The sequence below is a fragment of the Brevundimonas sp. genome, from assembly GCF_041648615.1.
Taxonomy (GTDB): Bacteria; Pseudomonadota; Alphaproteobacteria; order Caulobacterales; family Caulobacteraceae; genus Brevundimonas.
In genome coordinates, this window is the sequence record NZ_JBAZOS010000017.1 from 1 (window position 1) to 24063 (window position 24063).

Genomic DNA, 24063 nt, shown 5'->3' on the forward strand with positions numbered 1-24063 from the left:
CGGTGCGTTCGGCCAACTGCCTGAAGAACGACAACATCGTCTACATCGGCGACCTGATCCAGAAGACCGAGGGCGAAATGCTTCGCACCCCGAACTTCGGCCGCAAGTCGCTGAACGAGATCAAGGAAGTCCTGATGACGATGGGGCTCAGCCTCGGCATGGATGTGCCGAACTGGCCGCCTGAAAACATCGAGGATCTGGCCAAGAAGTTCGACGACCAGATCTAGTTTCAACCCTCCGCCCTTGGTTCTGTCAGGTTTTCTGGCCGGATCGCGGAGCGGTTAGAATGAGAAAGCCCCAGGTCCGCGAGCCGGATACCAGGGTTGAGTAGGAGAGACCCCGATGCGCCACGGCGCCGCCTATCGCAAGCTCGGTCGTACGAGCGCACACCGGACCGCCATGTTCGCCAACATGGCTGCGTCGCTGATCAAGCACGAGCAGATCACGACCACGCTTCCCAAGGCGAAGGAACTGCGTCCCTTCGTCGAGAAGCTGGTCACGCTCGCCAAGAAGGGCGATCTGCACGCACGCCGTCAGGCCATCAGCCAGGTCCGCGACGTGCCGCAGGTCGGCAAGCTGTTCGAGACGATCGGCCCGCGTTACGCCGACCGTAACGGCGGCTACATCCGCATCATGAAGGCCGGCTATCGCCACGGCGACAACGCCGCCATGGCCGTGATCGAGTTCGTCGATCGCGACGCCGACGCCAAGGGCCTGGACTCGGGTCCGGTCTACGCCATCGAGGGCGACGAAGAAGCGTAAGCTTCAATCGTCGGGGCCACGACAAAAGGGCGGCCGGTGCGAACCGGCCGCCCTTTTTCCTTGTCCAGAAACCAATACATTTGGGGCGATACATCCTCGACATCGCGGTGACGACATGGGCGACAACGACCACATCCGGGATATCCCGCCGTCGGCCCGGCCATGACCCTGGTTCTCCGACCCTACCGACCTGACGACGCCGGCGCCTGGCGATCGCTGAATGAGGACTGGCTGGTGGCCGGCGGCTATGCGCTGGAGCCCAAGGATCAGCTGGTGCTCGGCGACCCGCAGGGGGCGATCCTCGACAAGGGCGGCTTCATCTTCATCGCCGAGCGGGACGGGGCGCCGGTCGGCTGCTGCTCGCTGATGGCCATGGCGGACGGGGCCTATGAGGTGGGCAAGATGGCGGTCCTCGCCGAGGCGCGCGGCCTGAACCTGGGCTGGCGGCTGCTGGAGGCCTGCGAGGCGGCGGCGCGGGCGGCCGGGGCGCCGCGCCTGTATCTGGAGACCAACAGGGCCCAGACCCACGCCATCGCCCTGTACCGCCGCTTCGGCTTCGTCGACCTGCCGCCCCGGCCGACGCCCTACGCCCGCTGCGACGTGTGGATGGAGAAGCGGCTCTGACGCTAGCGCCCCAGCGCCTCATAAAGCACCGCCGCCCAGATCAGGATGGCGCAGAGGCCATGGAGGATGTGGTCCCACAGGGATCGGCGCGGCGGGGGTGGTCTGTCGAACAGCGGCATCGACCAGTTTCAAGCCGAATTGCATGGCCGTGAAAATCGATTAAACGGGCGTATGTCTGTGAGCTGAGATCACATGAGCCGTCCCGTCCCGCCGCCCCTGAACAGCCTGCGCGCCTTCGAGGCCTTCGCGCGCCACGGCGGCATGACCGCGGCGGCCGCCGAACTGTGCGTCACCCATGGAGCGGTCAGCCGCCAGGTCGCGGCCTTGCAGGCCCATCTGGGAGTCGCTCTGGTGACGGGCCCGCGCCACCGGCTGAGCCTGACGCCCGCCGGCGCGGCCCTGGCCGCGAGTCTGTCGGGCGCCTTCGCGGCGATCACCGACGCCGTGGCGTCGGCGCGGGGGGATGCGCGGCGCGAGATCGAGATCTCCTGCCTGGGCACCTTCGCCCTGAAATGGCTGATCCCCCGGCTGCCGGGGTTCGTCGCCGCCCATCCGGACATCCGCGTCCGGGTCTCGGAGTCCTGGGCCGCGATCGATTTCGCCCGCGACCGGGTGGACGGCGCCATCCGCATCCTGAACCCGGACCAGGCGCCGGCGCGGCAGGAGATCACGCCCTTCCTGCCCCAGTTTCAGGGGCCCGTCGGGGCCCCGACCGTGACGCCCCCGGGCATCACCATCGAGGCGATGGGCCGGCTGCCCCGGCTGCACGCCGCGACCTTCCGCGAGAGCTGGTCGGTGTGGGGCGAACTGGTCGGGGTCGGCCTGCCGCCGGCGCCGCTGGAGCGGGAGTTCCAGCACAACAATTCCATGATCGAGGCCGCCGTGGCCGGCATGGGCGTGGCCATCGCGCCCTGGGCCTTCGTCGCGCCGGACATCGCCGGGGGACGGCTGGTCGCGCCGTTCGGGTTCGCCGAGCGGCCCTCGCGCTTCGTATTCCTGCGCCCCGAGCGGAGGCCGGACGCCTCGGTCGACGCCTTCCGCGACTGGCTGGTCGCGGAAGGCGCCGTCAGTCCGTCGCCTATTCCTTCGACAGGTCCTGCCGGGGGAACCAGGCCAGGGCCAGGGCCAGTGGGCCCAGCGTCCATAGTGCGAGGCTGAGCCACGCCTTCAGCGCCATGCCGTCGGGCAGGGCGGCCGCGCGGGCGCCGCCCTCGATCACGGCCTGGACCGCCTCGGCCGCCGCGCCGGGATTGATCAGCACCGACAGCCAGGCGTCGGGCAGGACGCCCATGGGCATCAGCATCTGGGGCGAGAAGAACTGGGCCACCCCGACCACCAGCGGAATGAACAGGGCCGCCAGCAGCGACCGCGTCACCACCGCCGCCAGCATGCCCATCATGGTGAACTGCACGATCCGCAGCCACGACAGGCCCGCGAAGCCGAGGAAGCGGCCGACCATCTCTCCGGTCATGGAGAAGGTCAGGGTGCGTTCGAACACCGCCGCCTTGATCAGGTTCTCGGCCACGCCGGCGACCAGCATCAGGGCCATGGCCGCGAGGGCCAGCCCCGCCACCACGGCCAGCTTGCCCAGCAGAAGGTTGGAGCGGCTGTTGCGGGCGCTGATCAGCCGCCAGGTCTCCCAGCGATAGTCGCCGGCGTAGATCGTGGCCGCCCCGATCAGGACGAACAGCAGCACCAGGGGGTTGGCCAGGTTGCCGGCGCCGGCGACGAGGGCCTCGCCCATGTCCAGCGTGCCGCGGGCCAGGGCTTCCTTCAGCTCGGCCGGCATCTGGGCGTCGCCCAGAATCTTCGTCTCGCTGCCCTTGAGGACGAAATTGGTGATCGCTCCGATCACCAGCGTGACGATCGGCACGAACGCCAGGCTCCAGAACAGGGCGGTGCGGTTCTTCGACAGGCGGAAGCCTTCGGCGCGGACGGCGTCAACCAGCATGGGTCATCTCCTGATGGCCGGTCTCGGTCATGAACACGCTCTCGAGGTCCGCGCCGACCCAGCGCGCCTCGTCGATCTCGATCCCGGCCTCGACAAGCGCCTTGATGAGGGCCGGCGCCTCGGCGCGGGCGACATTCGCCAGAACGGCCGCGCCGTCGCGGGCGCCCTTTGCGCCGAGGATCTCGGCCACGCGCTCGACCGGCCTGACCGCCAGCCTCAGGCGTTCGCCCGTCGCCGTCAGTTCGCTGACCGCGCCTTCGCGCACCAGCTTGCCCCGGTTCATGATGGCGACGCGGTCGCAGACGCGCTGGACCTCCAGCAGCTGGTGGCTGGCCAGGACCACGGTCACGCCGTCGTCGTCGGCCAGCGAGCGGATCAGGGCCCGCATCTCCTGGATGCCGGGGGGATCCATGCCGCTGGTCGGTTCATCCAGAATCACAAGCTCCGGCTTGCTCAGCAGGGCGCCGGCGACGCCCAGACGCTGCAGCATGCCGACCGAGAAGCCGCGCACCTTGCGGTCCGCCGCCTCGGTCAGGCCGACGCGCTCCAGCCAGCGCGGAATGTCGGCCTCGGCGGCGACGCCGTGCTCCAGCGCCAGCCAGCGCAGCACCTGGCGCGCGGTCATATAGGGCGGGAAGCGCGGGGTCTCGATCATCGAGCCCATGCGGCGCATGGCGGCCACGTCGCCGACCCCGCCGCCCATCACCGTCGCCGTCCCGTCCGAGGCCCGGATCAGACCCAGCAGGATGCGGAACAGCGTCGACTTGCCGGCCCCGTTCGGCCCCAGCACGCCATAGACGCCCCCTCGCGGGATGGTCAGGTCCAGCCCGTCGAGGGCGCGCACGGTTCCGTAGGTCTTGGTCAGCCCACGGGTCTCGATCACGGTTGTCATGCCCCAGCTTGGCCTTGTGTCGTCGTTTCGCGCAAGGCGTCGCGGGATTAAGCTTTCGCAACCTCGGCTTGCGGAATTGGCATGCCGAAGGCGATCAGCTCGCCGTCGGGGGCCAGCACCAGCAGTTCGCGCTGGTGGTAGGGCTTGTCCGCCGGGCCGTGCACGTCGGCAGGGGGCAGGGTGTCGAGCTTCGGCTTCAATTCGGCGTAAAGGGCGTCGACGTCGCGCACGTCGATATAGTAGGCGAACCGCCGATGCGCCGGTGTGGCCTCGCAATCCTCCGTCTGCAGCAGCCGGAACCCGACCGTCTCGCGATGGACGTAGGCGTAGCCCGGCTGCCGGAACGGCACGGTGAAACCGAGAATGTCCGTAAAGAAGCTCAGCGCCTTCTGCAGGTCCGCGACGTGCAGGAAGGGCGTTACCTGAAGGAAGTTGGTCATGGCGTCCTCCCGGCCAATCATAGCACGGGGCTGACGGGAACGCTCCTGTCCGCTAGAAGGCCCGGCCCTCCGCAGAGCCGTTCCATGTCCGCCCTCAACCGCCTCCGCACCCGTCGCGCCGCCCTCGCCTTCATCTTCGTGACGGCGGTGCTCGATATCGTGGCGATGGGCATCATCATTCCGGTGCTGCCGCAGCTGATCGAGGACTTCGTCGGCTCCAACGCCCGGGCCGGGATCATCAACGGCGTCTTCGTGGCCCTGTGGGCCGGGATGCAGTTCGTCTGCTCGCCGATCATCGGCTCGCTGTCCGACCAGTACGGCCGGCGGCCGGTGATCCTGATCAGCTGCGCCGGCCTGGCCCTGGACTATGTGCTGATGGCCGTAGCCCCGAACCTCTGGTGGCTGGCCCTGGGGCGGATCATCGCCGGGATCACCTCGTCCAGCTTCACCACGGTCTACGCCTATATGGCCGACATCACCGCGCCCGAGAAACGCGCCCGGGCCTATGGCCTGATCGGCGCGGCCTTCTCGGGCGGCTTCGTGCTGGGGCCGGTGCTGGGCGGCTTCCTCGGCGAGTTCGGACCGCGCGTGCCCTTCTGGTTCGCCGCCGGCCTGTCGGCCGTGGCCTTCCTTTACGGCCTGCTGGTCCTGCCGGAGAGTCTGCCGGTCGGGAAGCGGATGGCGTTCAGCTGGAAGCGGGCCAATCCGGTCGGCTCGCTGATCCTGCTGCGCCGCCATCCGGAGCTCAGCGGCCTGGCCGTGGTGAATTTCCTGCTCTATTTCGCCCACCACGTCTTTTCGGCGGTGTTCGTGCTCTACGCTGCCTGGCGGTACGGCTGGGGTCCGCGCGAGGTCGGTCTGTTGCTGGCCCTCGTCGGCGTGCTGGACATGCTGGTGCAGGGCGTCCTCGTCGGACCGGTCGTCAAACGGCTGGGCGACCGGACGACCATGGTGCTGGGTCTGGTCGGCGGCACGATCGGGATCGCGGCCATGGGCTGGGCGCCGGACGGCCTGATGTTCATCCTCGCCATGCTGCCCAACGCCCTGTGGGGTCTGGCCATGCCGACCCTGCAGTCGCTGATGACCCGCCGCGTGGGCGAGGACGAGCAGGGCCAGCTGCAGGGCGCCAACATGAGCGTGGCCTCGATCGCCGGGGTGATGTCGCCGCTGTTCTTCGGCTGGGTCTATTCACTGTCGGTCGGCGAGCATGCGGTGATCCAGATCCCCGGCCTGGCCTTCTATCTCGCCGCCGTCGTCCTGCTTCTGGCGGCGGTCATCGGCTGGCTGGTGGGGCGTGGGCAGGAACGTCGCGACGCCGTGTCCGTTCAGGCCCCGCCCACGCCTTGATCCTGTCCAGAATTCCGGGCGGAATGTCGGCGCCCGAGGCTTTCTGACTGAACCGGATGACCATGAAGACGCGCACGCTCGCCCTCGCCGCCGCCCTGATGCTCTCGGCCTGCGGCCAGTCCAACGACACCAAGGCCCAGGACGGGGTCTTCGCCGACAACCGGGTCATTCCCGGCGACTCCATGTCGATGAAGGCCAGCTTCGCCCCCGTGGTGCGCACCGCGGCGCCGGCCGTGGTCAATGTCTCGGCGCGCGGGGTGCAGCAGGTGCGCGACCCGTTCTGGGGCATTCCCGGCCAACGCCAGACCGGCTCGGTCGGGTCGGGCGTCATCGTGCGCGACACGGGCGTGGTGGTGACCAACTATCACGTCATCAACGGCATGCAGCAGATCAAGGTGGTGCTGAACGACCGGCGCGAATTCGACGCCCGGGTGGTGCTGGCCGACGAGCGGTCCGACATCGCCGTGCTCCAGCTGGAAGGCGTCAACGAGCGCCTGCCGACGCTCAATATCGACGACCGCGAGGAGCAGCAGATCGGCGATCTGGTGCTGGCCATCGGCAATCCCTTCGGCGTCGGCCAGACGGTGACCAACGGCATCATCTCGGCCCTGAACCGGACCGAGACCGGCATCAGCGACAGCGGCTCCTTCATCCAGACCGACGCGGCCATCAACCCCGGCAATTCCGGCGGGGCGCTGGTGGACATGGACGGCGACCTGATCGGCATCAACACGGCGATCTTCTCGCGCTCCGGTTCGTCGTCGGGCGTCGGCTTCGCCGTGCCGGCCTCGGCGGTGAAGCGGGTGGTGGATTCCGCCGTGGGCGGGGCTACCGCCGTGGTCCGGCCGTGGCTGGGGGTGAAGGGCGAGGCCGTCAGCGCCGACGTCGCCCGCAGCCTCGGTCTGGATCGGCCGCAGGGGCTGGTGGTGACCGAGGTCTGGCCGGGCGGTCCGGGCGCGCGGGCGGGGCTCAGCGAGGGCGACGTCATCACCGCCATCGACGGGGCCGAGATCAACGACCAGGGCGGGCTGAACTTCCGCGTCGGCACGCGTGAGCCGAACGAGACGGTGAAGGTGACCGTGCTGCGCGACGGGCAGGCGCGGACGCTGGACGCGCGGGTGCAGAGGCTGCCAGGAAATGCGGACCTGAAAGACGCCACGGTCATCCAGTCCGGGGGTCTGTCCGGCGCGCAGGTCCTGGGCCTCAATCCGGCGCTCGCCGACAGCCTGGGCGGGGACCCGTTCGCCAGCGGCGTCATCGTGGGCCGGGTCGCCGGCAACAGCTATGCGAGCCGGGGCGTGGGCGTCCGGGCCGGCGATATCATCATGGCCGTCAACGACCGCCCGGTGACCTCGGCCCAGCAACTGGCCAACCTGCCGCGCGGCTCGCAGTTGCTGGTCGAGCGCAGGGGGCAGCGCGGCGTTCTGGTGGTGCGTTAGGGCGCCTTGAGCGGCGATCCGATCGACCAGGTATGGCCGAACGGGTCGCGCAGCTGGCCGTAGCGGTCGCCCCAGAACTGGTCGGCGATCGGGAACAGGGGCACGCCCCCGGCCAGGATGGCGCGGTTCCACCATTCGTCGGCGTCGTCGACCTGCAGGTGGATGGTGACGCCCCTGGGGACGATGTCCTGCTCGCCGTTGAACTCGGGGAATTCGTCGTTGAGCATGACGCCGCCGCCGTTGATCGTCAGATACGCATGCATCAGCCGCTCGCCGTCGTCGGCCGTGTGCCGGCGGACCTCTTCGGCCCCGAAGGCGCGGGTGTAGAATTCGATCGCCGCCTGGCCGCCGCGCGAGGGGATGGTCAGATGGGGGGTGACGCCGGTGTCGGGGCCTTGCGCCTTGTCGTGGGTCATCGCCGGGTCTCCTGCGTTCGAGCGCATACTAACGCGTGAAAAGCGCGCCGCGAACGCCTATCTCTGGACGTCCATGACCGACCTGTTCGAAGCCTCCGGCATCCATCCCCCTGACGCGCCCCTGGCCGACCGGCTGCGGCCCCGCACCCTCGAGGAGGTGGTGGGCCAGGATCATCTGCTGGGCGAGGGCGGGCCGATCCGGCGCATGGTCGAGGCCGGGCGTCTGGGCTCCATGATCCTGTGGGGGCCGCCGGGGACCGGCAAGACCACCATCGCCCGGCTGCTCGCCCAGGCCGCCGGCTATCAGTTCCAGCAGATCAGCGCCGTCTTCTCGGGCGTCGCCGACCTGAAGAAGGCGTTCGAGGCGGCCCGCATGCGCCGCGCCGCCGGCCAGTCGACCCTGCTGTTCGTCGACGAGATCCACCGCTTCAACCGCGCCCAGCAGGACGGCTTCCTGCCGTTCGTGGAGGAGGGGGTCATCACCCTGGTCGGGGCCACGACCGAGAACCCGTCGTTCGAACTGAACGGCGCCCTGCTGTCGCGGTCGCAGGTCTATGTGCTCAAGCGGCTGGATGACGCGGCGCTGGATCAACTGTTGATTCGAGCCGAGGCGCAGGAGGGCAAGACCCTGCCGCTGACGCCCGAGGCGCGTCACGCGCTGACGGCCCTGGCCGACGGCGACGGCCGCTACCTGCTGACCATGTCCGAGGTGCTGTTCGACCTGACCTCGACGGAGCCGCTGGACGTCCAGGCCCTGGCCGGCATCCTTCAGAAGCGCGCGCCCGCTTACGACAAGAGCAGAGAAGAGCACTACAACCTCATATCCGCGCTGCATAAATCGGTTCGAGGGTCCGACCCCGACGCCGCCCTCTACTGGCTGGCGCGGATGCTGAACGGCGGCGAGGATCCGCTGTATCTGGCCCGCCGGATCGTGCGCATGGCGGTCGAGGACATCGGCGAGGCGGACCCCTTGTCGCTGCTGGTCGCCAATGCGGCCAAGGACACCTACGACTTCCTCGGCAGCCCCGAGGGCGAACTGGCCCTGGCCCAGGCCGTGGTCCACCTCGCCACCGCGCCCAAGTCGGTCGGCGTCTACGAAGCCTTCAAGGCGGCGAAGCGGGCGGCTGCCGAGACCGGCTCCCTGATGCCGCCGGCTCACATCCGAAACGCCCCGACGAAGCTGATGAAACAGCTCGGCTACGGCAAGGGCTACCAGTACGACCCCGACACCCCCGAGGGCTTCTCGGGCGCGAACTTCTTCCCCGACGAAATGGAGCGCCGCGTCTTCTACGCCCCGAAAGGCGAGGGGCATGAGGCGAAGGTGAAGGAGCGGCTCGAACGCTGGGCGGCGATGCGGGCGAAGGCCTCCGACGCCGCGCCCGACTGAGCGTTGCCGTAACGCTGGTTTTGGGTTTAGCCTCCCCGGCGTCGATCAACCTTGGGAGGGGACAATGACCGATACGATGACAACCCGCACGCCGTGGCACCTTTGGGTCGTCGGCGTCGTGGCGCTGCTGTGGAACGGTTACGGCTGCGTCGACTACACCATGACGCAGACGCAGGGGGACGTCTGGCTGACCAGCCAGGGCATGACCGAGCCGGCGATCGCCTATTTCCACGCCATGCCGGCCTGGACCCACGCCGTCTGGGCCATCGGCGTCTGGGGCGGCCTGCTGGGCGCGCTCCTGCTGCTGCTGCGCCGCAAATGGGCGACGCCGGTCTTCGGGGTGTCGTTCCTGGGCTGGCTGGCGGGCGCGATCTACACCTTCGCCCTGTCGGACGGGATGGCGGTCATGGGCGACATGTGGCCGATGCAGGTCGTCATCGGCGGCGCCTGCGTCTTCTTCATCTGGTACGCCTGGACCATGGGCAAGAAGGGCGTCCTGCGTTGAGGACGTTTTGACGGGCTGACGGGCGGTCGGTCTTTCGCGTATGCACGCGCGGTGACCGACCGCTCTCCCGTTTCCCTGTCCGATGACGACATCGCCGCCGTGCGCTCGTGGGTGATCCACGAGGACGAGGCCGTGATCGCCTTCAACAAGCCCGCCGGCCTGTCCAGCCAGGGCGGCCGCATCCAGGCGCATACGCTGGACGACCTGCTGTGGGCCTTCGCCCGCTCGAACGGCAAACGGCCCGATCTGGTGCACCGGCTGGACCGCGACACCTCGGGCGTCATCCTGGCCGCGAAGACCAAGCCGGCGGCGGGCTTCCTCGGCAAGGCCCTGCAGGCGCGACGCTTCAAGAAGACCTATCTGGCCCTGGTGTCCGCCGCGCCCGAGCCGAAATCCGGCGTCATCGACAAGCCGCTGCTGCGTCAGGAGATCGGCCGCGAAAGCTATATGCGCGCCGTCACGCCCGAGACCCCCGGCGCCCAGGCCGCCCTCAGCCGCTACCGCACCCTGTCTGCCTCGGAGGACGGGGCGCTGGTCGAGCTGGATCCGGCGACGGGCCGCATGCATCAGCTGCGCGTCCACATGGCCGCCATCGGCCGTCCGCTGGCGGGAGACGCCCGTTACGGCGGCGCCCTGACCTTCGCGGGCCGCGCCGCGCCCCGGCTGATGCTGCATGCGGCCAGGCTGGTGTTTCCACACCCGGAAGGCGGCTACCGCACCGTGGAGGCGCCCCCGCCGGAGGATTTCGAGGCGTTGAAGGCGGCGGCGGGGCTTTAGGGAACGATCCTGCGCCACAGAGCGCTAATCTCCACACGCCCGGAGCCTCGCCATGAAACGCCTGACCCTGCCCCTGATCGCCGCCGCCGGCCTCGTCCTCTCGGCCTGCGCCAGCCTGGCCCCCTATGGCGCCCAGATGGGCCCGGGCGGGCAGGGCTATGCCGAGCAGCGGATCGAATCCAACCGCTTCCGCGTCACCTACAACGGCGTCGGCGCGCCCGGCCCCGTCGCCGACATGGCCCTGCTGCGCGCGGCCGAGCTGACCACCGCCGAGGGCTATGACTGGTTCGAGGTCACCCAGCGCTGGATCGACGGCCGCCCCGACAGCGCCGGCGGCATGCGGCCCAGCGTCGGGGTCAGCTACGGCTCCGGCCGGTCGTCAGGCCGATATGGAAACTATTCCAGCTCGGGCGTCGGCGTCGGCGTGGGCCTGAACTTCAGCGGCCCATCCCCGACCTCGACCACCCTGGAAGTGGTCATGGGCAGGGGCGCCCGGCCTGATCGCCGCGACGCCTATGACGCCCGCGGCGTGCAGGACGCCCTGCGTCCGCGCCTCCAGGCCCGCTAAAGACCCATCACGAACGCTCCCACCGTTCGCCAGAGTTCGGCGTCATGGCCGATCCACAGGTGACCGCCGTCCGGATACATCACCAGCCGGGCGTCGGGGATGCGCGCCGCGACGTCGACGGCGGCCTTGTCGGTCTCATAGAGGTCGCCGCGCGCACCGACGATCAGGCTGGGGCAGGCGATCCGCTCCACGGGCCAGGCCGGCGGCGCGCCGGCCGTGGCCGAGTCCATCAGCAACCCCTCCCGCCGGGCGGTGACCGGCAGGATATGAAACATGACCGCGCGGGCCCGCTGTCGCTCGCTGTCGGCGGCGGCCTTCACCGTCGCGGGGTCGGTGGCCAGCACCATCCGGGTCATGAAGTCCGGCGCGGCGCGGACGCCGGCCCAGAACAGCAGGTCCGATCCCAGAACGGCGTTGATCATCCGCTGCGTGCCGGGGTCGGGCGCGGCGTTGGCTCCCGGCAAACGGTCAGGAGCGTGGAGGGCCGGGACCACCAGGACGAGACCGCGGCACCGCTGCGGATGTCGCAGCGCCAGCTGGGTCGCCGACAGGGCGCCGGCCGAGCCGCCGATGATGACGGCCTGCTCGATCCCCAGGCGGCGCATCAGCCAGTCCAGGGCGTCGGCCTGCATCTCCACCGTCGCGCCCTCGGGCATGGCGCTGCGCAGATAGCCGAACCGCGACGGGGCGATGATCCGCACGCCCTCGCCCGCCAGCGGGGCGCTGAAGTCCAGTCCCTGGTCGAAACCGCCGCCGCTGCCGTGGATCATCAGGACGGGCGGGCCCGCGCCGACATCGGCGTATTCGATCGGCCCCCAGGGACTGTCGACCACCTGGCTGCGCCCCATCGTGTGGGCCCGGGCCTCGGCCATGTCCCGGCGGAAGGCCAGGGACACGGTCGCGGCGACGACGATCACCGCCAGCGAGACGATGACCACCGCCAGCCGGCGTCCCCGCGTTTTCGCACGGGGGCGGCGCATCCGCGGGCCGTCGAACGGGGTCATGGTCGCCTCCGGTGTGGACGGGAGCCTGTCCCACCTCGCCCGAGGCGTCCTTGACGCCGGTCAAATCGTGAGGATCAGCGTCCGCCGCGCGTCAGGGCCCGGTATTCGACCAGCCGCTCCTTGTCGCGCCGCACCTGGTCGGCGACGGCGTTGTCGACATCCAGCGAGGCGTAGCGGACCCAGCCGTCGACGCCCAGCTTGTCCTGGATCGCCCCGACGGGCGTGCGCCAGCGGTAATAGGACAGCCAGCTGACCAGCACGCCCAGCACGATGGCCAGTCCCTGCAGGCCGCGGAAGCCGGCCTCGCCGACGGCCGGCGCGGGCTCCAGCGCCAGCACGGCCAGGCCGACGATCAGCACCAGCGGCGTCATCAGCCGCTGCGCCCATCGCATCCAGTAGCGCTCGCGACGCACGCGCCACAGCTCCATCTGGACATACTTCTCAAGGTACTCCATCCGCGCGCCCAGCCACATGGTCAGCCGGGTCAGATACATGGCGCGCTGGCCCCAGCCCTTGCCGTCCTGCTGGAACTGGGTCTCGGCCTGATCGGCCATGGCGCGGGCGGAGGTGAACAGGTTCTGCAGCTCGCGCGTCCGCTGCACGATCTCGCGCGAGAGCTCGTAGGAGTCGTTCTCCAGCTGGAACCGGTACTGGATGAACAGCACCGCCTGCAGTCCCCAGTAAAGGCCGAAGGCGGCGATCATGGCCCCCGCGGCCAGGCCCAGGCCCATGGCCTGGGAGCCGGTCCAGCCCGCGAACAGCCCCGGGCCAAGCAGGGCCAGGGCCGCGAAGGCCGCCAGCGCTCCGGCCTGGCTCAGCCGTTTGACGGTGACGTGGACGATCAGGTCAAATCGTGAGGATCAGCGTCCGCCGCGCGTCAGCGCCCGGTATTCGACCAGCCGTTCCTTGTCGCGCCGCACCTGGTCGGCGACGGCGTTGTCGACATCCAGCGAGGCGTAGCGGACCCAGCCGTCGACGCCCAGCTTGTCCTGGATCGCCCCGACGGGCGTGCGCCAGCGGTAATAGGACAGCCAGCTGACCAGCACGCCCAGCACGATGGCCAGTCCCTGCAGGCCGCGGAAGCCGGCCTCGCCGACGGCCGGCGCGGGCTCCAGCGCCAGCACGGCCAGGCCGACGATCAGCACCAGCGGCGTCATCAGCCGCTGCGCCCATCGCATCCAGTAGCGCTCGCGACGCACGCGCCACAGCTCCATCTGGACATACTTCTCAAGGTACTCCATCCGCGCGCCCAGCCACATGGTCAGCCGGGTCAGATACATGGCGCGCTGGCCCCAGCCCTTGCCGTCCTGCTGGAACTGGGTCTCGGCCTGATCGGCCATGGCGCGGGCGGAGGTGAACAGGTTCTGCAGCTCGCGCGTCCGCTGCACGATCTCGCGCGAGAGCTCGTAGGAGTCGTTCTCCAGCTGGAACCGGTACTGGATGAACAGCACCGCCTGCAGTCCCCAGTAAAGGCCGAAGGCGGCGATCATGGCCCCCGCGGCCAGGCCCAGGCCCATGGCCTGGGAGCCGGTCCAGCCCGCGAACAGCCCCGGGCCAAGCAGGGCCAGGGCCGCGAAGGCCGCCAGCGCTCCGGCCTGGCTCAGCCGTTTGACGGTGACGTGGACGATCAGGGCGCTGAAGACGCGGCGGCCATAGCTGTGGATCCGGCTGCGGATGTCGGTGTCGACCGGAAACCGTTCCTCGATCTGACGGCTGAACAGGACGTGGAACCGGTCCGGCTTTCCGTCGGTCTCCCAGAAGGGGAAGATGTCCAGCGGCTGGTTGAAATATTCGTCGATGTGGGACGAGACGATCGCCTCGGCCTCGGGTGTGGCGGCGAAATATTCGCTTTCCGAGATGGGGCGCAGGATGCCGTCGCCCGAGCGCAGCGGCCCGCGGCCCGAACCCGGCGTCGGCGGCACGGGCCGGTTGGCGCTGTCTTCGGCGCCGGGCGGCGGGGGATTGGGCGTGGCGTGCAGCCGGGCGTCCTCGCCATGGCCGCCGTGGCCGCCGTCCGGCGGCGTGTCGGCGGGGGCTCCGTGGCCGTGAGTGTGATCGTCGTGCGTCATACGCTTGCGGCGGTCCCTTGAAACGTCAGCCCGTCAGTATGGCAGATCGCGCCGCCGGGCCGACGGCGTTCCCTTCTGACGCGAAGCGGCGCCGTCACACCCAGATATCGGCGTTAACCCTGTCCCTCGGCAAGTGAAGTTTCAGTCAGAACCGATATCGCGCCCTGGCCGCGGCCGCGCCTCCCTTCGCTTTGCCGTCGGGTGCAGTATAAGCCCCGCATGTTGACACGTCTTCTCATCGTCGCCGCCGGGGGCGCGCTCGGCGCCATGGCCCGGTACGGCGTCGGCGTCTGGGCGCACCGCCTCATCCCGACGGCGGCCTGGCCGTGGGCCACGCTGACGGTCAATGTCGTCGGCGGCCTGCTCATGGGGCTGCTGGCCGGCTGGCTGGCCTTCCGCGGCGGCGCTCACGGCGAGAGCCTGCGCCTGTTCGCCGCCGTCGGCGTGCTGGGCGGCTTCACCACCTTCTCGGCCTTTTCGCTGGAGGCGGCCCTGATGATCGAGCGCCGTCAATTGGCCATGGCCGGCGGTTATGTCGCCGCCTCGGTGGTCCTGTCGATCGCCGCCCTGTTTATCGGCCTGATGGTCGCCCGCCGCGCCTTCGGAGCCGCCCTTTGACTGACGAACCGATTCAAGAGTCCGAACCCGCGCCCAAGCGCGAGGTGCTGACGATCTATGTGGCCGAGGCCGAGGACGGCATCCGTCTCGACCGCTGGTTCCGCCGGCGCTGGCCGCACCTGTCCAACATCCAGGTGCAGAAGATGGCCCGCAGCGGCCAGATCCGCGTCGACGGCGCCCGCATCAAGCCCGAGGGCCGCCTGACCGCCGGCGCCGCCGTGCGCGTGCCGCCGATCCCGGACGACACCTCGCGGCAGGCCGGCGACGTCCACACCCTCAGCGCCCAGGACATCAAATTCGCCAAGTCGCTGGTCCTCTACGAGGACGACATGGTCATCGCCATCAACAAGCCGCACGGCCTCGCCGTCCAGGGCGGCACCAAGACCAGCCGTCACGTCGACCGGCTGCTGTCGGCCTGGGGGGAGGGGATGGACCGCCCGCGTCTGGTCCACCGCCTCGACCGCGACACCTCGGGCGTCCTGCTGCTCGGCAAGGGTCCGGAGGCGGCCAAGCGGCTGGCCGGCGCCTTCGCCCGGCGTCAGGCGAAAAAGACCTACTGGGCCATCGTCATCGGCAATCCCAAGCCCGCCGCCGGCCAGATCGACATGCCGCTGAAGAAGACCGGCATCAACGACTTCGAGATGATGCGCCCCGCCGACCGCAAGGACCCGCGCGCCGAACCGGCCGAGACGGCCTTCGCCACCATCAGCCGCGCCGCCCACCGGGCCAGCTGGATGGCCCTTCGCCCCTTCACCGGCCGGACCCACCAGCTGCGCGCCCACATGTCCGCCATCGGCCACCCGATCCTCGGCGATCCCAAATACGGGGACGAGAAGTCGAAGGAGCTGTCCGGCCCGTTGAAGCTGCAGCTGCATGCCCGCAGCATCGAGCTGGAGCATCCGCGCGGCGGCATGCTGAAGGTCGAGGCGCCGCTGAGCCCGGAAATGCGCGCCGGCATGGCCCATTTCGGCTTCGAGGAGGCGGAAGGGGACGAGAGCGATCCGTTCGAAGGGGTGCGCCGCCAGCGATGAGACCCCTCGCCGTTTTCGACATCGACGGAACCCTCGTCGACAGCCGCGCCTCGATCCATCGCGCCGCCTGCGAGGCCGCGCGCGACATCGGCCTGCCCGAGCCTGAGTACGACCGCGTCCGCCAGATCGTCGGCCTGTCGCTGGAGCACGCCATGGCGGTGCTGGAGCCCGGCCTGGACGCGCCGACGCTGGCCCGTTTCATCGCCGGCTTCCGCGCCAGCTTCAACCGGATGTACGAACAGGGCCACGAAGAGCCCCTCTATCCGGAGGCCATGACCACCCTGCGCCGCCTGCATCGCGACGGCTGGCGGCTGGCGCTCGCCACCGGCCAGAACCGCCGCGGCGTGGCCCGCAACCTGGCCCGCGAGGGCTGGGCCGACCTGTTCATCTCGTCCCACTGCGCCGAGGACGGGCCTGGCAAGCCCGACCCCGCCATGCTGCACGCCGCCATGGCCGCCTGCGACAGCGAACCGTCGCGCACCGTGATGATCGGCGACACCGCCCACGACATCGCCATGGCCCGCAACGCCGGCGTCCTGCCGCTGGGCGTGGCCTGGGGCTTCCACACCGTCGAGGAACAGCAGGCCGCCGGGGCCCGCCACGTGGCCCGATCCTTCGCTGAACTGACCGTGGTGCTGGACGGCTTCGCCGACCTGACCCGCGCCGCCTGAGACCCGGAACACAGCCGGAGGCCTGAGGCGGTGCGTCCTTGATCCGGATCAAGGACGCACCGCCCGGGTTCGGCCAAGGTGGTTGTTGGCGCGCTTGGCGGAGACGGGTGATGGCCGACATTCTTGTGACGTGGTTCTCGCGTTCGGGATCGACCGAGCGACTGGCCCGGGCCCTGGCGCAGCGGCTGGGCGCCGACGCCGAACCGATCCTGGCTTCAGGATCCTACGCCGGTGCGACAGGGTTCGTGCGCGGCGTGTGGCAATCCCTTCAGCGCCGCATGCCCCCGGTCCGGTCCGGCGCCGATCCCGGCCCCTACCGGCTGGTCGTCGTCGGCGCCCCGGTGTGGGCGGGACGGCCCGCGGCCCCGGTGCGGTCATATCTGCGCCAGCACGGACCGCGGATTCAGGGCCTCGCGGCCTTCTGCGTGTCCGGCAGCGGCGCCGCCTACGACGGCGTCTTCGATGACATGGCGGAGCTGGCCGGACGCCGGCCGATCGCGACCCTCAGCCTCGCCCAGAGACAGGTCCTGGCGGACGAGGCGGACGCCGCCATCGAAGGCTTCGCCGCCCGCCTGCACGAGGCCGGCGCCGCGGCCGCCTGAACCGGCGGCTGGACCGGGGCCGGGCGCGGGGGTAGAGGCCGCATCCCGGAGGACCCATGAGCCACATCCCGCCCCTCGATCCCAATGTCGCCGCCCGCAAGGGCTTCCGCGAGTCCGAGGAGCGGCTGAAGCGGTTCTGGAAAGCCGTCGATGTGGCGGAAGGGGAGGGGGGCTGGGCCGTCACCCTCGACGGTCGGACGCCGAAGACGCCCGCCCATGCCCGTCTTGTCCTGCCGACCGAGGCGGCCGCCCGCCTCGTCGCCGACGAATGGGCCGCCCAGGGCGAGTTCATCGACCCCGCCACCATGCCGGCCACCCGTCTGGCCTCCACCGCCATCGACCGCGTCAGCCAGGTCCGCGAGCCGGTGGCGGACGAGATCGCCGCTTTCTCCGGTTCGGACCTGCTCTGCTATCTCGCCGACCATCCGACCGCCCTGGCGCTCGAACAGGCGCGCGAATGGACGCCGTGGCGCGACTGGGCCGCGCTGGAGCTGGGCGTGGTTCTGGAGCTGGCCGAGGGCATACGCCACCGGGCCCAGGACCCCGCCGCCATCGCCCGCGTCCGCGACCTGGCCCTGCGGCTGGACGACTTCGCCCTGACCGGACTGGCCATGGCCGCGCCCCTGCTGGGCTCCGCCGTTCTCGGCCTGGCCGTCCAGCGCGGCGTGCTGTCGGGCGAGGCCGCCTTCGACCTCAGCCGCCTCGACGAAGCCTTCCAGGAACGCCAGTGGGGCGTCGACGCCGAGGCCGCCGAACGCACCGCGGCCCGCCGCGCCGAGGCGGTGCTGCTGGACCGGTGGTTCAGGGCGCTGGACTAACTTTCCAGTCTGGAAAGTTTCCACTTGACGATCTGGAAAGTCACCGTCACTTTCCAGAACAGAAAGTGAGGATTGTCCATGTCTGAAGACCCGACCCCCGCCGAGGCCCTTGAGGCCATCGCCCGCTCGCGCCGCGCCGTACACGACCGCGTCGCCACCGGCGGCTGGCGTTACGACCTGACCTACGCCGCCATCATGGCCGGCATGGTCGGGGGCCAGGCGTTCGACATCCCGTTCAATGTCTTCGCCAGCACCTTCGGCGTGCTCGCCCTGGCGGTGATCTTCCAGCACGAGAGCCGCCGCACCGGTCTGCGCATTACGGGCGTCTCGCCGCGCCGGGCCCGCTGGGTCGCGATCGCCATGGGACTGGTCTTCGCCGCCGTCATGCTGGGGATCGTCTATCTGAGGCGCACGGCGTCGGATGTTCCGGTCGCCCTGATCGTCGCCGTCGCCGCGGGGATCGCCTTCGTCCTCGCCCTGGTCGGCTCGCGGGTCTGGCGGCGCGTCTACCGGGCGGAGATGGGGACGGGCGAATGAACCACGTCCCGCGCTTCGACCCCGTCATCCACGCCCCGGGGCGGCTGCAGATCTGCGCCATCCTGTCGGCCGCGGACGAGGCCGAGTTCGCCATGGTCCGCGAGGCCATCGCCGTGTCCGACTCGGTGCTGTCCAAACACCTCAAGCAGCTGGAGGAGGCGGGCTATATCCGCCTGCGCAAACAGGCCCACGCCGGCCGCCAGCGCACCTGGCTGGCCCTGACGCCGGCGGGCCGCCAGGCCTTCGCCGCCCATGTCGCGGAACTCCAGCGGCTGGCGGGGATGACGGCGTCGCCGATGCCGGGCGAGGGCTTCTCGGGCTAGGGTCCTCGCCCGCAGGGGGAGGGGGACCGTCCGAAGGACGGTGGAGGGGGTGCTTGCCTCCGCCCCCGGCCGTCCTTAAGCCTCGCGCTCAAGGAGACGCCGCATGAACACCATCCTCGAACAGCTGGAACAGCGCCGCGCCGGCGCCCGCCTCGGCGGCGGCGAGAAACGCATCGCCAGCCAGCACGCCAAGGGCAAGCTGACGGCCCGCGAACGCATCGACGTCCTGCTGGACGAGGGCTCCTTCGAGGAGACCGACATGTTCGTGGAGCACCGCTCGCACGACTTCGGCATGGAGACCCAGCGCATCCCCGGCGACGGCGTCGTCACCGGCCGCGGCACCATCGGCGGCCGTCTGGTCTATGTCTTCTCCAAGGATTTCACCGTCTTCGGCGGCTCCCTGTCGGGGGCGCACGCGGCCAAGATCGTCAAGGTCCAGAAGATGGCCCTGACCAACGGCGCGCCGATCATCGGCCTGTTCGACGCCGGCGGCGCCCGCATCCAGGAGGGGGTCGAGAGCCTCGCCGGCTATGCCGACATCTTCCTCCAGAACACCCTGGCCTCGGGCGTCATCCCCCAGATCAGCGTCATCATGGGCCCCTGCGCCGGCGGCGACGTCTATTCCCCCGCCATCACCGACTTCATCTTCATGGTGAAGGACACGTCCTACATGTACGTCACCGGCCCCGATGTGGTGAAGACCGTCACCAACGAGGTGGTCACCCATGAGGACCTGGGCGGCGCCCGCGTCCATTCGCAGAAGTCCGGCGTCGCCGACGGCGCCTTCGAGAACGATCTGGAGGCCCTGTCCGAGGTCCGCCGCCTGATCGGCTTCCTGCCCCTGTCGAACCGCGAAAAGCCCCCGGTCCGCGACTCCTACGACGACCCGCTGCGCGACGAGGCCAGCCTCGACACCCTGGTCCCGGCCAATCCGAACCAGCCCTATGACATCAAGGAGCTGATCCTGAAGACGGTCGACGAGGCCGAATTCTTCGAGATCGCCCCCGACTTCGCCAGGAACATCGTCACCGGCTTCGGCCGGCTCGACGGCCAGACCGTCGGCGTCGTCGCCAACCAGCCCCAGGTCCTGGCCGGGGTGCTGGACATCGACTCCAGCCGCAAGGCCGCCCGCTTCGTGCGCTTCTGCGACGCCTTCGACATCCCGCTGGTGACCTTCGTCGACGTCCCCGGCTTCATGCCCGGCACGCGCCAGGAGTACGGCGGCCTGATCAAGCACGGCGCCAAGCTGCTGTTCGCCTATGCCGAGGCCACGGTGCCCAAGCTGACCGTCATCACCCGCAAGGCCTATGGCGGCGCCTATGACGTGATGAGCTCCAAACACCTGCGCGGCGACGTCAACTACGCCTGGCCCTCGGCCGAGATCGCCGTCATGGGCGCCAAGGGCGCGGTCGAGATCATCTTCCGCAAGGAGGCCGGCGACCCCGAGGCCCTGGCGGCGCGGGAGGCGGAGTACAAGGAACGGTTCGCCAATCCGTTCGTGGCCGCCGGGCTGGGCTATATCGACGACGTGATCATGCCGCACGGGACGCGGCGGAGGCTGATCAAGGCGCTACGGACGCTGAAGAACAAGCAGCAGGAAAATCCGTGGAAGAAGCACGATAATATCCCGCTTTAGGTTCCCGTTCAGAAAGAAGAATGATGTTTGGTTTCGGGGGAAGAGACGCCCAACTCAGGCGACGCAGACGTAAGCTCGTTGAGCGCTTTCGGTCCAAATTGGCAAATGCGAGCGAATTTTCCACCAACTCGGCAGGAAACAGGTGCGCCTCTTCGAAGTGCGCCTTTGAGTATTCTTTCGAACGCTTCTCAGCCGATGAATATGTCCTGATGGTCGTAAATCCCGCAAACTCCGCCCAAGCGATGCACTCGTTTCTGCTAGGCCTGATGTACGGTGTAAGGACAGGTGGTACGCCAGAAGAGATTGCCGCTGCGATAAGCCGACACTTCCCATCTTTGCTAGATGGCGATTTCTCTCTTCACTCGAGATACCAGAGCGAGGAAGGAGTGCTCATGGACGGCTTGATTAAGGCCCAGAAGCTTGATCAGGCCCACCCAATCCGGCGAAAGATCGAAGCCGCAGACGTTACATGGCTCGAGGATTTAAAGCACCTCTGACCAACCTCCTCTTCCTCAGCGCCCGCAACCGTCCCGGATAGCGCCTGCGGCGCTTCCGGGATGACAAGGCATCGCGCGCTTCCCTTGTCATCCCGGCCGCAGCGAAGCGAAGAGCCGGGACGGCACGCTCCCCCACCCCCTGACCGCTCCCGGACAGCCCGCTTGGGCTGAGCCGGGAGACGGGTGGCGGCGACGCGAGTGGATGACGCCTGGCTGCGGCGTTCAGGCTTGGTCCCGGACATCCCTGCGTCCGCAGGCTGTCGCCCGGCTCAGCCCAAGGGGGCTGTCCGGGCGTGGCCAGGTAAAGGGGCCAGCTCCGTCCCCGATCTCCGCTTCGCTCCGTCGGGGATGACAAAAGGGCGATCTCCGCTTCGCTCCGTCGGGGATGACAAGGCTCCCGCACAATCTTGACGCCTGTTTCTACGCGCGACTAGGTTGTTTCGTGATGGGAAAGGTCGACCACCACTACTGGGTATATATCGTCGCCAGCGGGCCGTGCGGCTGGCTCTATGTCGGCATGACCAACGATCTGGTCCGGCGGATCGGCGAACATAAACACGGTCAGATCGACGGCTACAGTCGCGAGCGCGGGACCGATCTGCTGGTCTGGTACGAACCTCACCGCTACGTCGATCAGGCGATCCTGAGGGAGAAGCGGATCAAGCGCTGGCTCCGGCACTGGAAGTTCGCCCTGATCGAGGCGCAGAACCCCCACTGGAGCGACCTGTATCCGGGCCTGCTCTCCCAAACAGTGTCTTCTCGCCCCGTATTATCTCGCCCCTCGGCGCCTCCAACGGTGCCCTCCCGACCCTGCGGACCAGCGCCCCGTCCCCCCTGCGACCGTATCTGACGCAGGCATGTGCATACTGGTCAAATGCCCGCCGGGCCGGTCTTTGACAGTCCTTCACACCCCCGCCGCGTCCGCCCAGGACCCGGCGCGCACCCTTCGACCCACAAGGGTCGGCGTGCTGAAAATTCGGCCCGCAATTTTCAGAGCAAAACCGTACCCTTTCGACCCTTCAGCCGACCAGCGCCGCCCGCTCCTCGGCCGTCAGCATCCGCCACTTGCCCTCCGGCAGATTGTCCAGCTTCAGCGGTCCGATCCGTACACGGATCAAATCAACCACCTCGAGGTCGACCATCTCGCACATCCGCCGGATCTGGCGGTTGCGTCCCTCGCGCAGGATGAATTTCAGCCGGAAGGATTCCATCCGGCTGACCCGGGCGGCCTTCAGTTGCCGGCCGTCCAGCATCAGGCCGAAGCGCAGCAATTTCAGCTTGTTCTCGGTCACGTCGCCGGCGACGCGGACCAGATATTCCTTGTCCAGATCGGACTGGGGCCCGATCACCGCCTTGGCCACCACGCCGTCGGACGACAGCAGCAGCAGGCCGCGCGAATCCTCGTCCAGCCGCCCGATCGGAGGCAGGGAGGCGTCCTCGGCCGGGACCGCGCCCGGACCGACGCGGTTGGCCTCGGTGATCAGCCGCACCGCCGGGATCTTGTCCGGCTCGGGCTGGCCCGAGACGAAGCCCAGCGGCTTGTGCATGACGATGGTCACGCCCTCGGCCAGGGTCGCCGTGGCCCGGTCGTTCAGGGTCAGGGTCTGCCCGGGCTCCAGCTTGCGGCCCGCGTCCGCGACCACCTCGCCGTCGACCGAGACCAGGCCGTCGGCGATCAGGGCGTCCGCCTCGCGCCGCGAACAGACCCCGGTCTGGCCCAGCCATTTGTTGATCCGGACCGGCTCGTCGCCGTCATAGGTTCGGGAAAACGCCATGCCGGTCCGTAGCGGTCGGGCGCAGCCGGGTCCAGCCGCCCGGCTAGCCGCCGATCACGGCGGCAATGGCCGCCCGCGCGACCTCGTCGTCCTGCGCCGAGGACGCGCCCGACACGCCGATGGCCCCGACCACCCGGCTATCGACCACAATGGGCACGCCGCCGGCGACGGGCACGATCCCGTCGATGGCCAGCAGGGCGATGCGCCCGGCGGCCAACCGCTCTTCCGCGGAGGCGGAGGAAGCGCGGAACCGGGCCGCGGACCGGGCCTTGGCCTGGGCGACGTTGATCGAGCCGTACTGGACATCGTCCATCCGTCCGAAGGCCACCAGCTCCCCCGACGGCTCGACCACGGCGATGGCCAGACGGAAGCCGCGGGCGCGCGCCGCCTCGACGGCCCGATCGACCAGCGCCTGCGCCGTCTCCAGCCCGATCGGCGGGCCATAGGACAGGGGCGGAGCCGGGGCGGCGGTCGGCGCGGCCGTCGGCGGCGTCTGCCCCCAGGCCGGGGCCGCGGTGGCCAGAACGGCCAGTAGAAGGAGGAGACGTTTCATGTCGGCGCTTTCCATCAGGCTCTGCCAGCTTCGCCGGGATGCCGCCACATCCCCGCCGGAAGCACAAGGGCGCTCAGACCCGCCGGAACAGAAGCATCAGATTGTTCGCCGGCATCTCCACCCGCCGGGTCAGCGCCAGCCCCCCGGCTTCGGCCGCCGCCGTCACCGCGTCGCGGTCGCGCAGCCCCCAGGCCGGATCGCGGGCCTTCAGGCTCTCGTCAAAGGCCGCGTTCGACGGGGCCAGCGGCGCGTCCGCCTCGCGGTACGGCCCGTACAGGACCAGCAGGCCGCCCGCCGCCAGCCGGCTCCCCGCCAGGGCCATCAGCCCTTCGGTCGCCGCCCAGGGGCTGATGTGGATCATGTTGATGCAGACCACGGCCTGCAGCGGCCCGTCGGGCCAGGTCGCCGGGTCCAGCACGTCCAGCGCCAGCGGCGGGCGCAGGTTGGGCAGGTTCGCCGCCGCCGCCCAGGCCGCGATGCTGTCCCGCGCCCCGGCGCTCGGGTCGCTCGGCGTCCAGTCGAGGCCGGGCAGGGCGCCGGCGAAGGCCACGGCGTGCTCGCCCGATCCCGCGGCGATCTCCAGCACCCGTCCGCGCCCCGGCATATGCGCCTTCAGCACCTCCAGGATCGGCCCCGTGTTCCGCGCCACGGCGGGCGAGGCGAGGCCCCCCCGGGAGGTCGCGGCGATCGGGTCCATGGTCTGCATGCCCGCCTCGATACCCCGCGCCGCGCTCCGCCGCGACCGGAATTATGCAGGCCGGGCCGGGCGTCCCGCTCGCGGGAGGTTGAAACGTGCATTGGTTGACGCCGCCCCCGCCCGG

At 69.6% G+C, this 24063-nt stretch carries 29 protein-coding genes; 19 read left to right on the forward strand and 10 right to left on the reverse strand.

Annotation, left to right across the window (positions count from 1 at the left end):
• The 4 genes from WC555_RS08260 to WC555_RS08275 all read left to right on the forward strand — a co-directional run.
• The coding region (locus WC555_RS08260) for a DNA-directed RNA polymerase subunit alpha C-terminal domain-containing protein (protein WP_373252810.1) at nucleotides 1–227 on the forward strand (227 nt) is incomplete at its 5' end.
• A 115-nt stretch (nucleotides 228–342) separates the two neighbouring features.
• On the forward strand, nucleotides 343–762 hold the full coding sequence (gene rplQ / locus WC555_RS08265; RefSeq protein ID WP_373252811.1) for a 50S ribosomal protein L17: 420 nt from the start codon (nucleotides 343–345) through the stop codon (nucleotides 760–762).
• Between the two features lie 162 nt (nucleotides 763–924).
• The gene (locus tag WC555_RS08270) at nucleotides 925–1386 is read left to right on the forward strand and encodes a GNAT family N-acetyltransferase (protein WP_373252812.1); all 462 of its coding nucleotides are present in this window, start codon (nucleotides 925–927) and stop codon (nucleotides 1384–1386) included.
• Between the two features lie 192 nt (nucleotides 1387–1578).
• Nucleotides 1579–2544, forward strand: a complete 966-nt coding sequence (locus WC555_RS08275) for a LysR substrate-binding domain-containing protein (protein ID WP_373252813.1) — start codon at nucleotides 1579–1581, stop codon at nucleotides 2542–2544.
• Here WC555_RS08275 and WC555_RS08280 read toward each other — a convergent pair.
• From WC555_RS08280 to WC555_RS08290, 3 genes are read right to left on the reverse strand one after another with little or no spacing between them, the layout of a single operon-like run.
• Nucleotides 2465–3337, reverse strand: coding sequence for an ABC transporter permease subunit (locus WC555_RS08280; protein ID WP_373252814.1), 873 nt, complete (start codon nucleotides 3335–3337; stop codon nucleotides 2465–2467). The genes WC555_RS08275 and WC555_RS08280 overlap by 80 nt on opposite strands.
• Nucleotides 3327–4229: an ABC transporter ATP-binding protein gene (locus WC555_RS08285; RefSeq protein WP_373252815.1), complete on the reverse strand. Its 903-nt coding sequence runs from the start codon at nucleotides 4227–4229 to the stop codon at nucleotides 3327–3329. Before WC555_RS08285 ends, WC555_RS08280 begins: the two co-directional genes overlap by 11 nt.
• A gap of 47 nt (nucleotides 4230–4276) precedes the next feature.
• Nucleotides 4277–4669, reverse strand: a complete 393-nt coding sequence (locus WC555_RS08290; RefSeq protein ID WP_373252816.1) for a bleomycin resistance protein — start codon at nucleotides 4667–4669, stop codon at nucleotides 4277–4279.
• Nucleotides 4670–4753: 84 nt separating this feature from the next.
• On the opposite strand from WC555_RS08290, the gene WC555_RS08295 reads away from it, so the two are divergent.
• Entirely contained in the window at nucleotides 4754–6016 is a 1263-nt protein-coding gene (locus WC555_RS08295; protein ID WP_373252817.1) for a TCR/Tet family MFS transporter, read from the forward strand.
• A gap of 62 nt (nucleotides 6017–6078) precedes the next feature.
• The gene (locus WC555_RS08300) at nucleotides 6079–7455 is read left to right on the forward strand and encodes a trypsin-like peptidase domain-containing protein (protein WP_373252818.1); all 1377 of its coding nucleotides are present in this window, start codon (nucleotides 6079–6081) and stop codon (nucleotides 7453–7455) included.
• On the opposite strand, the gene WC555_RS08305 is transcribed toward WC555_RS08300, so the two are convergent.
• On the reverse strand, nucleotides 7452–7871 hold the full coding sequence (locus WC555_RS08305) for a VOC family protein (RefSeq protein WP_373252819.1): 420 nt from the start codon (nucleotides 7869–7871) through the stop codon (nucleotides 7452–7454). The two genes, WC555_RS08300 and WC555_RS08305, sit on opposite strands and share 4 nt — an antisense overlap.
• Before the next feature lie 73 nt (nucleotides 7872–7944).
• On the opposite strand from WC555_RS08305, the gene WC555_RS08310 reads away from it, so the two are divergent.
• The 4 genes from WC555_RS08310 to WC555_RS08325 all read left to right on the forward strand — a co-directional run bounded on the left by WC555_RS08310 (nucleotide 7945) and on the right by WC555_RS08325 (nucleotide 11108).
• The gene (locus WC555_RS08310; protein ID WP_373252820.1) at nucleotides 7945–9258 is read left to right on the forward strand and encodes a replication-associated recombination protein A; all 1314 of its coding nucleotides are present in this window, start codon (nucleotides 7945–7947) and stop codon (nucleotides 9256–9258) included.
• A 64-nt stretch (nucleotides 9259–9322) separates the two neighbouring features.
• Nucleotides 9323–9763 (forward strand): hypothetical protein, encoded by a 441-nt coding sequence (locus tag WC555_RS08315; RefSeq protein ID WP_373252821.1) that lies wholly within the window; start codon nucleotides 9323–9325, stop codon nucleotides 9761–9763.
• A gap of 51 nt (nucleotides 9764–9814) precedes the next feature.
• Nucleotides 9815–10540, forward strand: a complete 726-nt coding sequence (locus WC555_RS08320) for an RluA family pseudouridine synthase (RefSeq protein ID WP_373252822.1) — start codon at nucleotides 9815–9817, stop codon at nucleotides 10538–10540.
• Nucleotides 10541–10592: 52 nt separating this feature from the next.
• Nucleotides 10593–11108 (forward strand): hypothetical protein, encoded by a 516-nt coding sequence (locus WC555_RS08325; RefSeq protein WP_373252823.1) that lies wholly within the window; start codon nucleotides 10593–10595, stop codon nucleotides 11106–11108.
• Here the strand turns inward: WC555_RS08325 and WC555_RS08330 are convergent.
• The 3 genes from WC555_RS08330 to WC555_RS08340 form a co-directional block, all read right to left on the reverse strand.
• Nucleotides 11105–12112, reverse strand: coding sequence for an alpha/beta fold hydrolase (locus WC555_RS08330; RefSeq protein ID WP_373252824.1), 1008 nt, complete (start codon nucleotides 12110–12112; stop codon nucleotides 11105–11107). The two genes, WC555_RS08325 and WC555_RS08330, sit on opposite strands and share 4 nt — an antisense overlap.
• A 74-nt stretch (nucleotides 12113–12186) precedes the next feature.
• A complete protein-coding gene (locus WC555_RS08335) occupies nucleotides 12187–12843 on the reverse strand; it encodes a hypothetical protein (protein ID WP_373252825.1) in 657 nt (218 codons plus the stop codon).
• A gap of 129 nt (nucleotides 12844–12972) precedes the next feature.
• The gene (locus tag WC555_RS08340) at nucleotides 12973–14181 is read right to left on the reverse strand and encodes a hypothetical protein (protein WP_373252826.1); all 1209 of its coding nucleotides are present in this window, start codon (nucleotides 14179–14181) and stop codon (nucleotides 12973–12975) included.
• Nucleotides 14182–14403: 222 nt separating this feature from the next.
• Here WC555_RS08340 and crcB point away from each other — a divergent pair, with 222 nt between their 5' ends.
• The 9 genes from crcB (at nucleotide 14404) to WC555_RS08385 (ending at nucleotide 21764) form a co-directional block, all read left to right on the forward strand.
• Complete coding sequence (gene crcB, locus WC555_RS08345; RefSeq protein WP_373252882.1) at nucleotides 14404–14799, forward strand: fluoride efflux transporter CrcB; 396 nt, start codon at nucleotides 14404–14406, stop codon at nucleotides 14797–14799.
• Nucleotides 14796–15830 carry an RluA family pseudouridine synthase gene (locus tag WC555_RS08350; protein ID WP_373252827.1) on the forward strand — a complete coding sequence of 345 codons (1035 nt, stop codon included), beginning with the start codon at nucleotides 14796–14798 and terminating at the stop codon, nucleotides 15828–15830. Before crcB ends, WC555_RS08350 begins: the two co-directional genes overlap by 4 nt.
• Nucleotides 15827–16501 (forward strand): HAD-IA family hydrolase, encoded by a 675-nt coding sequence (locus tag WC555_RS08355; protein WP_373252828.1) that lies wholly within the window; start codon nucleotides 15827–15829, stop codon nucleotides 16499–16501. The genes WC555_RS08350 and WC555_RS08355 overlap by 4 nt, the downstream gene beginning before the upstream one ends.
• Nucleotides 16502–16611: 110 nt before the next feature.
• Nucleotides 16612–17103 carry a flavodoxin family protein gene (locus WC555_RS08360; protein WP_373252829.1) on the forward strand — a complete coding sequence of 164 codons (492 nt, stop codon included), beginning with the start codon at nucleotides 16612–16614 and terminating at the stop codon, nucleotides 17101–17103.
• A 56-nt stretch (nucleotides 17104–17159) separates the two neighbouring features.
• Nucleotides 17160–17921, forward strand: coding sequence for an ATP12 family chaperone protein (locus WC555_RS08365; RefSeq protein ID WP_373252830.1), 762 nt, complete (start codon nucleotides 17160–17162; stop codon nucleotides 17919–17921).
• Between the two features lie 78 nt (nucleotides 17922–17999).
• The gene (locus WC555_RS08370) at nucleotides 18000–18458 is read left to right on the forward strand and encodes a hypothetical protein (RefSeq protein WP_373252831.1); all 459 of its coding nucleotides are present in this window, start codon (nucleotides 18000–18002) and stop codon (nucleotides 18456–18458) included.
• Nucleotides 18455–18781, forward strand: coding sequence for a winged helix-turn-helix domain-containing protein (locus tag WC555_RS08375; protein WP_373252832.1), 327 nt, complete (start codon nucleotides 18455–18457; stop codon nucleotides 18779–18781). The genes WC555_RS08370 and WC555_RS08375 overlap by 4 nt, the downstream gene beginning before the upstream one ends.
• A 103-nt stretch (nucleotides 18782–18884) precedes the next feature.
• Nucleotides 18885–20417, forward strand: coding sequence for an acyl-CoA carboxylase subunit beta (locus tag WC555_RS08380; RefSeq protein ID WP_373252833.1), 1533 nt, complete (start codon nucleotides 18885–18887; stop codon nucleotides 20415–20417).
• Nucleotides 20418–21359: 942 nt separating this feature from the next.
• Nucleotides 21360–21764, forward strand: a complete 405-nt coding sequence (locus tag WC555_RS08385) for a GIY-YIG nuclease family protein (RefSeq protein WP_373252834.1) — start codon at nucleotides 21360–21362, stop codon at nucleotides 21762–21764.
• Nucleotides 21765–21933: 169 nt separating this feature from the next.
• Here WC555_RS08385 and WC555_RS08390 read toward each other — a convergent pair whose 3' ends face one another.
• The 3 genes from WC555_RS08390 to WC555_RS08400 all read right to left on the reverse strand — a co-directional run bounded on the left by WC555_RS08390 (nucleotide 21934) and on the right by WC555_RS08400 (nucleotide 23948).
• Entirely contained in the window at nucleotides 21934–22689 is a 756-nt protein-coding gene (locus WC555_RS08390; protein WP_373252835.1) for a pseudouridine synthase, read from the reverse strand.
• Nucleotides 22690–22732: 43 nt separating this feature from the next.
• A complete protein-coding gene (locus tag WC555_RS08395) occupies nucleotides 22733–23242 on the reverse strand; it encodes a heme-binding protein (protein ID WP_373252836.1) in 510 nt (169 codons plus the stop codon).
• A 73-nt stretch (nucleotides 23243–23315) separates the two neighbouring features.
• Nucleotides 23316–23948, reverse strand: a complete 633-nt coding sequence (locus tag WC555_RS08400) for a DUF938 domain-containing protein (RefSeq protein ID WP_373252837.1) — start codon at nucleotides 23946–23948, stop codon at nucleotides 23316–23318.
• Nucleotides 23949–24063: the final 115 nt, after the last annotated feature.

What these genes read in the sequence shown, in the direction of transcription:
- WC555_RS08310 (WP_373252820.1), top strand. Translation starts at nt 7,945, where the DNA reads ATGACCGACCTGTTCGAAGCCTCCGGCATCCATCCCCCTGACGCGCCC.
- WC555_RS08355 (WP_373252828.1), top strand. Translation starts at nt 15,827, where the DNA reads ATGAGACCCCTCGCCGTTTTCGACATCGACGGAACCCTCGTCGACAGC.
- WC555_RS08285 (WP_373252815.1), bottom strand. Translation starts at nt 4,229, where the DNA reads ATGACAACCGTGATCGAGACCCGTGGGCTGACCAAGACCTACGGAACC.
- rplQ (WP_373252811.1), top strand. Translation starts at nt 343, where the DNA reads ATGCGCCACGGCGCCGCCTATCGCAAGCTCGGTCGTACGAGCGCACAC.
- WC555_RS08385 (WP_373252834.1), top strand. Translation starts at nt 21,360, where the DNA reads ATGGGAAAGGTCGACCACCACTACTGGGTATATATCGTCGCCAGCGGG.
- WC555_RS08365 (WP_373252830.1), top strand. Translation starts at nt 17,160, where the DNA reads ATGAGCCACATCCCGCCCCTCGATCCCAATGTCGCCGCCCGCAAGGGC.
- WC555_RS08330 (WP_373252824.1), bottom strand. Translation starts at nt 12,112, where the DNA reads ATGACCCCGTTCGACGGCCCGCGGATGCGCCGCCCCCGTGCGAAAACG.
- WC555_RS08395 (WP_373252836.1), bottom strand. Translation starts at nt 23,242, where the DNA reads ATGAAACGTCTCCTCCTTCTACTGGCCGTTCTGGCCACCGCGGCCCCG.
- WC555_RS08280 (WP_373252814.1), bottom strand. Translation starts at nt 3,337, where the DNA reads ATGCTGGTTGACGCCGTCCGCGCCGAAGGCTTCCGCCTGTCGAAGAAC.
- WC555_RS08390 (WP_373252835.1), bottom strand. Translation starts at nt 22,689, where the DNA reads ATGGCGTTTTCCCGAACCTATGACGGCGACGAGCCGGTCCGGATCAAC.
- WC555_RS08370 (WP_373252831.1), top strand. Translation starts at nt 18,000, where the DNA reads ATGTCTGAAGACCCGACCCCCGCCGAGGCCCTTGAGGCCATCGCCCGC.
- WC555_RS08380 (WP_373252833.1), top strand. Translation starts at nt 18,885, where the DNA reads ATGAACACCATCCTCGAACAGCTGGAACAGCGCCGCGCCGGCGCCCGC.
- WC555_RS08300 (WP_373252818.1), top strand. Translation starts at nt 6,079, where the DNA reads ATGAAGACGCGCACGCTCGCCCTCGCCGCCGCCCTGATGCTCTCGGCC.
- WC555_RS08305 (WP_373252819.1), bottom strand. Translation starts at nt 7,871, where the DNA reads ATGACCCACGACAAGGCGCAAGGCCCCGACACCGGCGTCACCCCCCAT.
- WC555_RS08335 (WP_373252825.1), bottom strand. Translation starts at nt 12,843, where the DNA reads ATGGGCCTGGGCCTGGCCGCGGGGGCCATGATCGCCGCCTTCGGCCTT.
- WC555_RS08400 (WP_373252837.1), bottom strand. Translation starts at nt 23,948, where the DNA reads ATGCAGACCATGGACCCGATCGCCGCGACCTCCCGGGGGGGCCTCGCC.
- WC555_RS08360 (WP_373252829.1), top strand. Translation starts at nt 16,612, where the DNA reads ATGGCCGACATTCTTGTGACGTGGTTCTCGCGTTCGGGATCGACCGAG.
- WC555_RS08275 (WP_373252813.1), top strand. Translation starts at nt 1,579, where the DNA reads ATGAGCCGTCCCGTCCCGCCGCCCCTGAACAGCCTGCGCGCCTTCGAG.
- WC555_RS08295 (WP_373252817.1), top strand. Translation starts at nt 4,754, where the DNA reads ATGTCCGCCCTCAACCGCCTCCGCACCCGTCGCGCCGCCCTCGCCTTC.
- WC555_RS08270 (WP_373252812.1), top strand. Translation starts at nt 925, where the DNA reads ATGACCCTGGTTCTCCGACCCTACCGACCTGACGACGCCGGCGCCTGG.
- WC555_RS08290 (WP_373252816.1), bottom strand. Translation starts at nt 4,669, where the DNA reads ATGACCAACTTCCTTCAGGTAACGCCCTTCCTGCACGTCGCGGACCTG.
- WC555_RS08325 (WP_373252823.1), top strand. Translation starts at nt 10,593, where the DNA reads ATGAAACGCCTGACCCTGCCCCTGATCGCCGCCGCCGGCCTCGTCCTC.
- WC555_RS08315 (WP_373252821.1), top strand. Translation starts at nt 9,323, where the DNA reads ATGACCGATACGATGACAACCCGCACGCCGTGGCACCTTTGGGTCGTC.
- WC555_RS08375 (WP_373252832.1), top strand. Translation starts at nt 18,455, where the DNA reads ATGAACCACGTCCCGCGCTTCGACCCCGTCATCCACGCCCCGGGGCGG.
- WC555_RS08340 (WP_373252826.1), bottom strand. Translation starts at nt 14,181, where the DNA reads ATGACGCACGACGATCACACTCACGGCCACGGAGCCCCCGCCGACACG.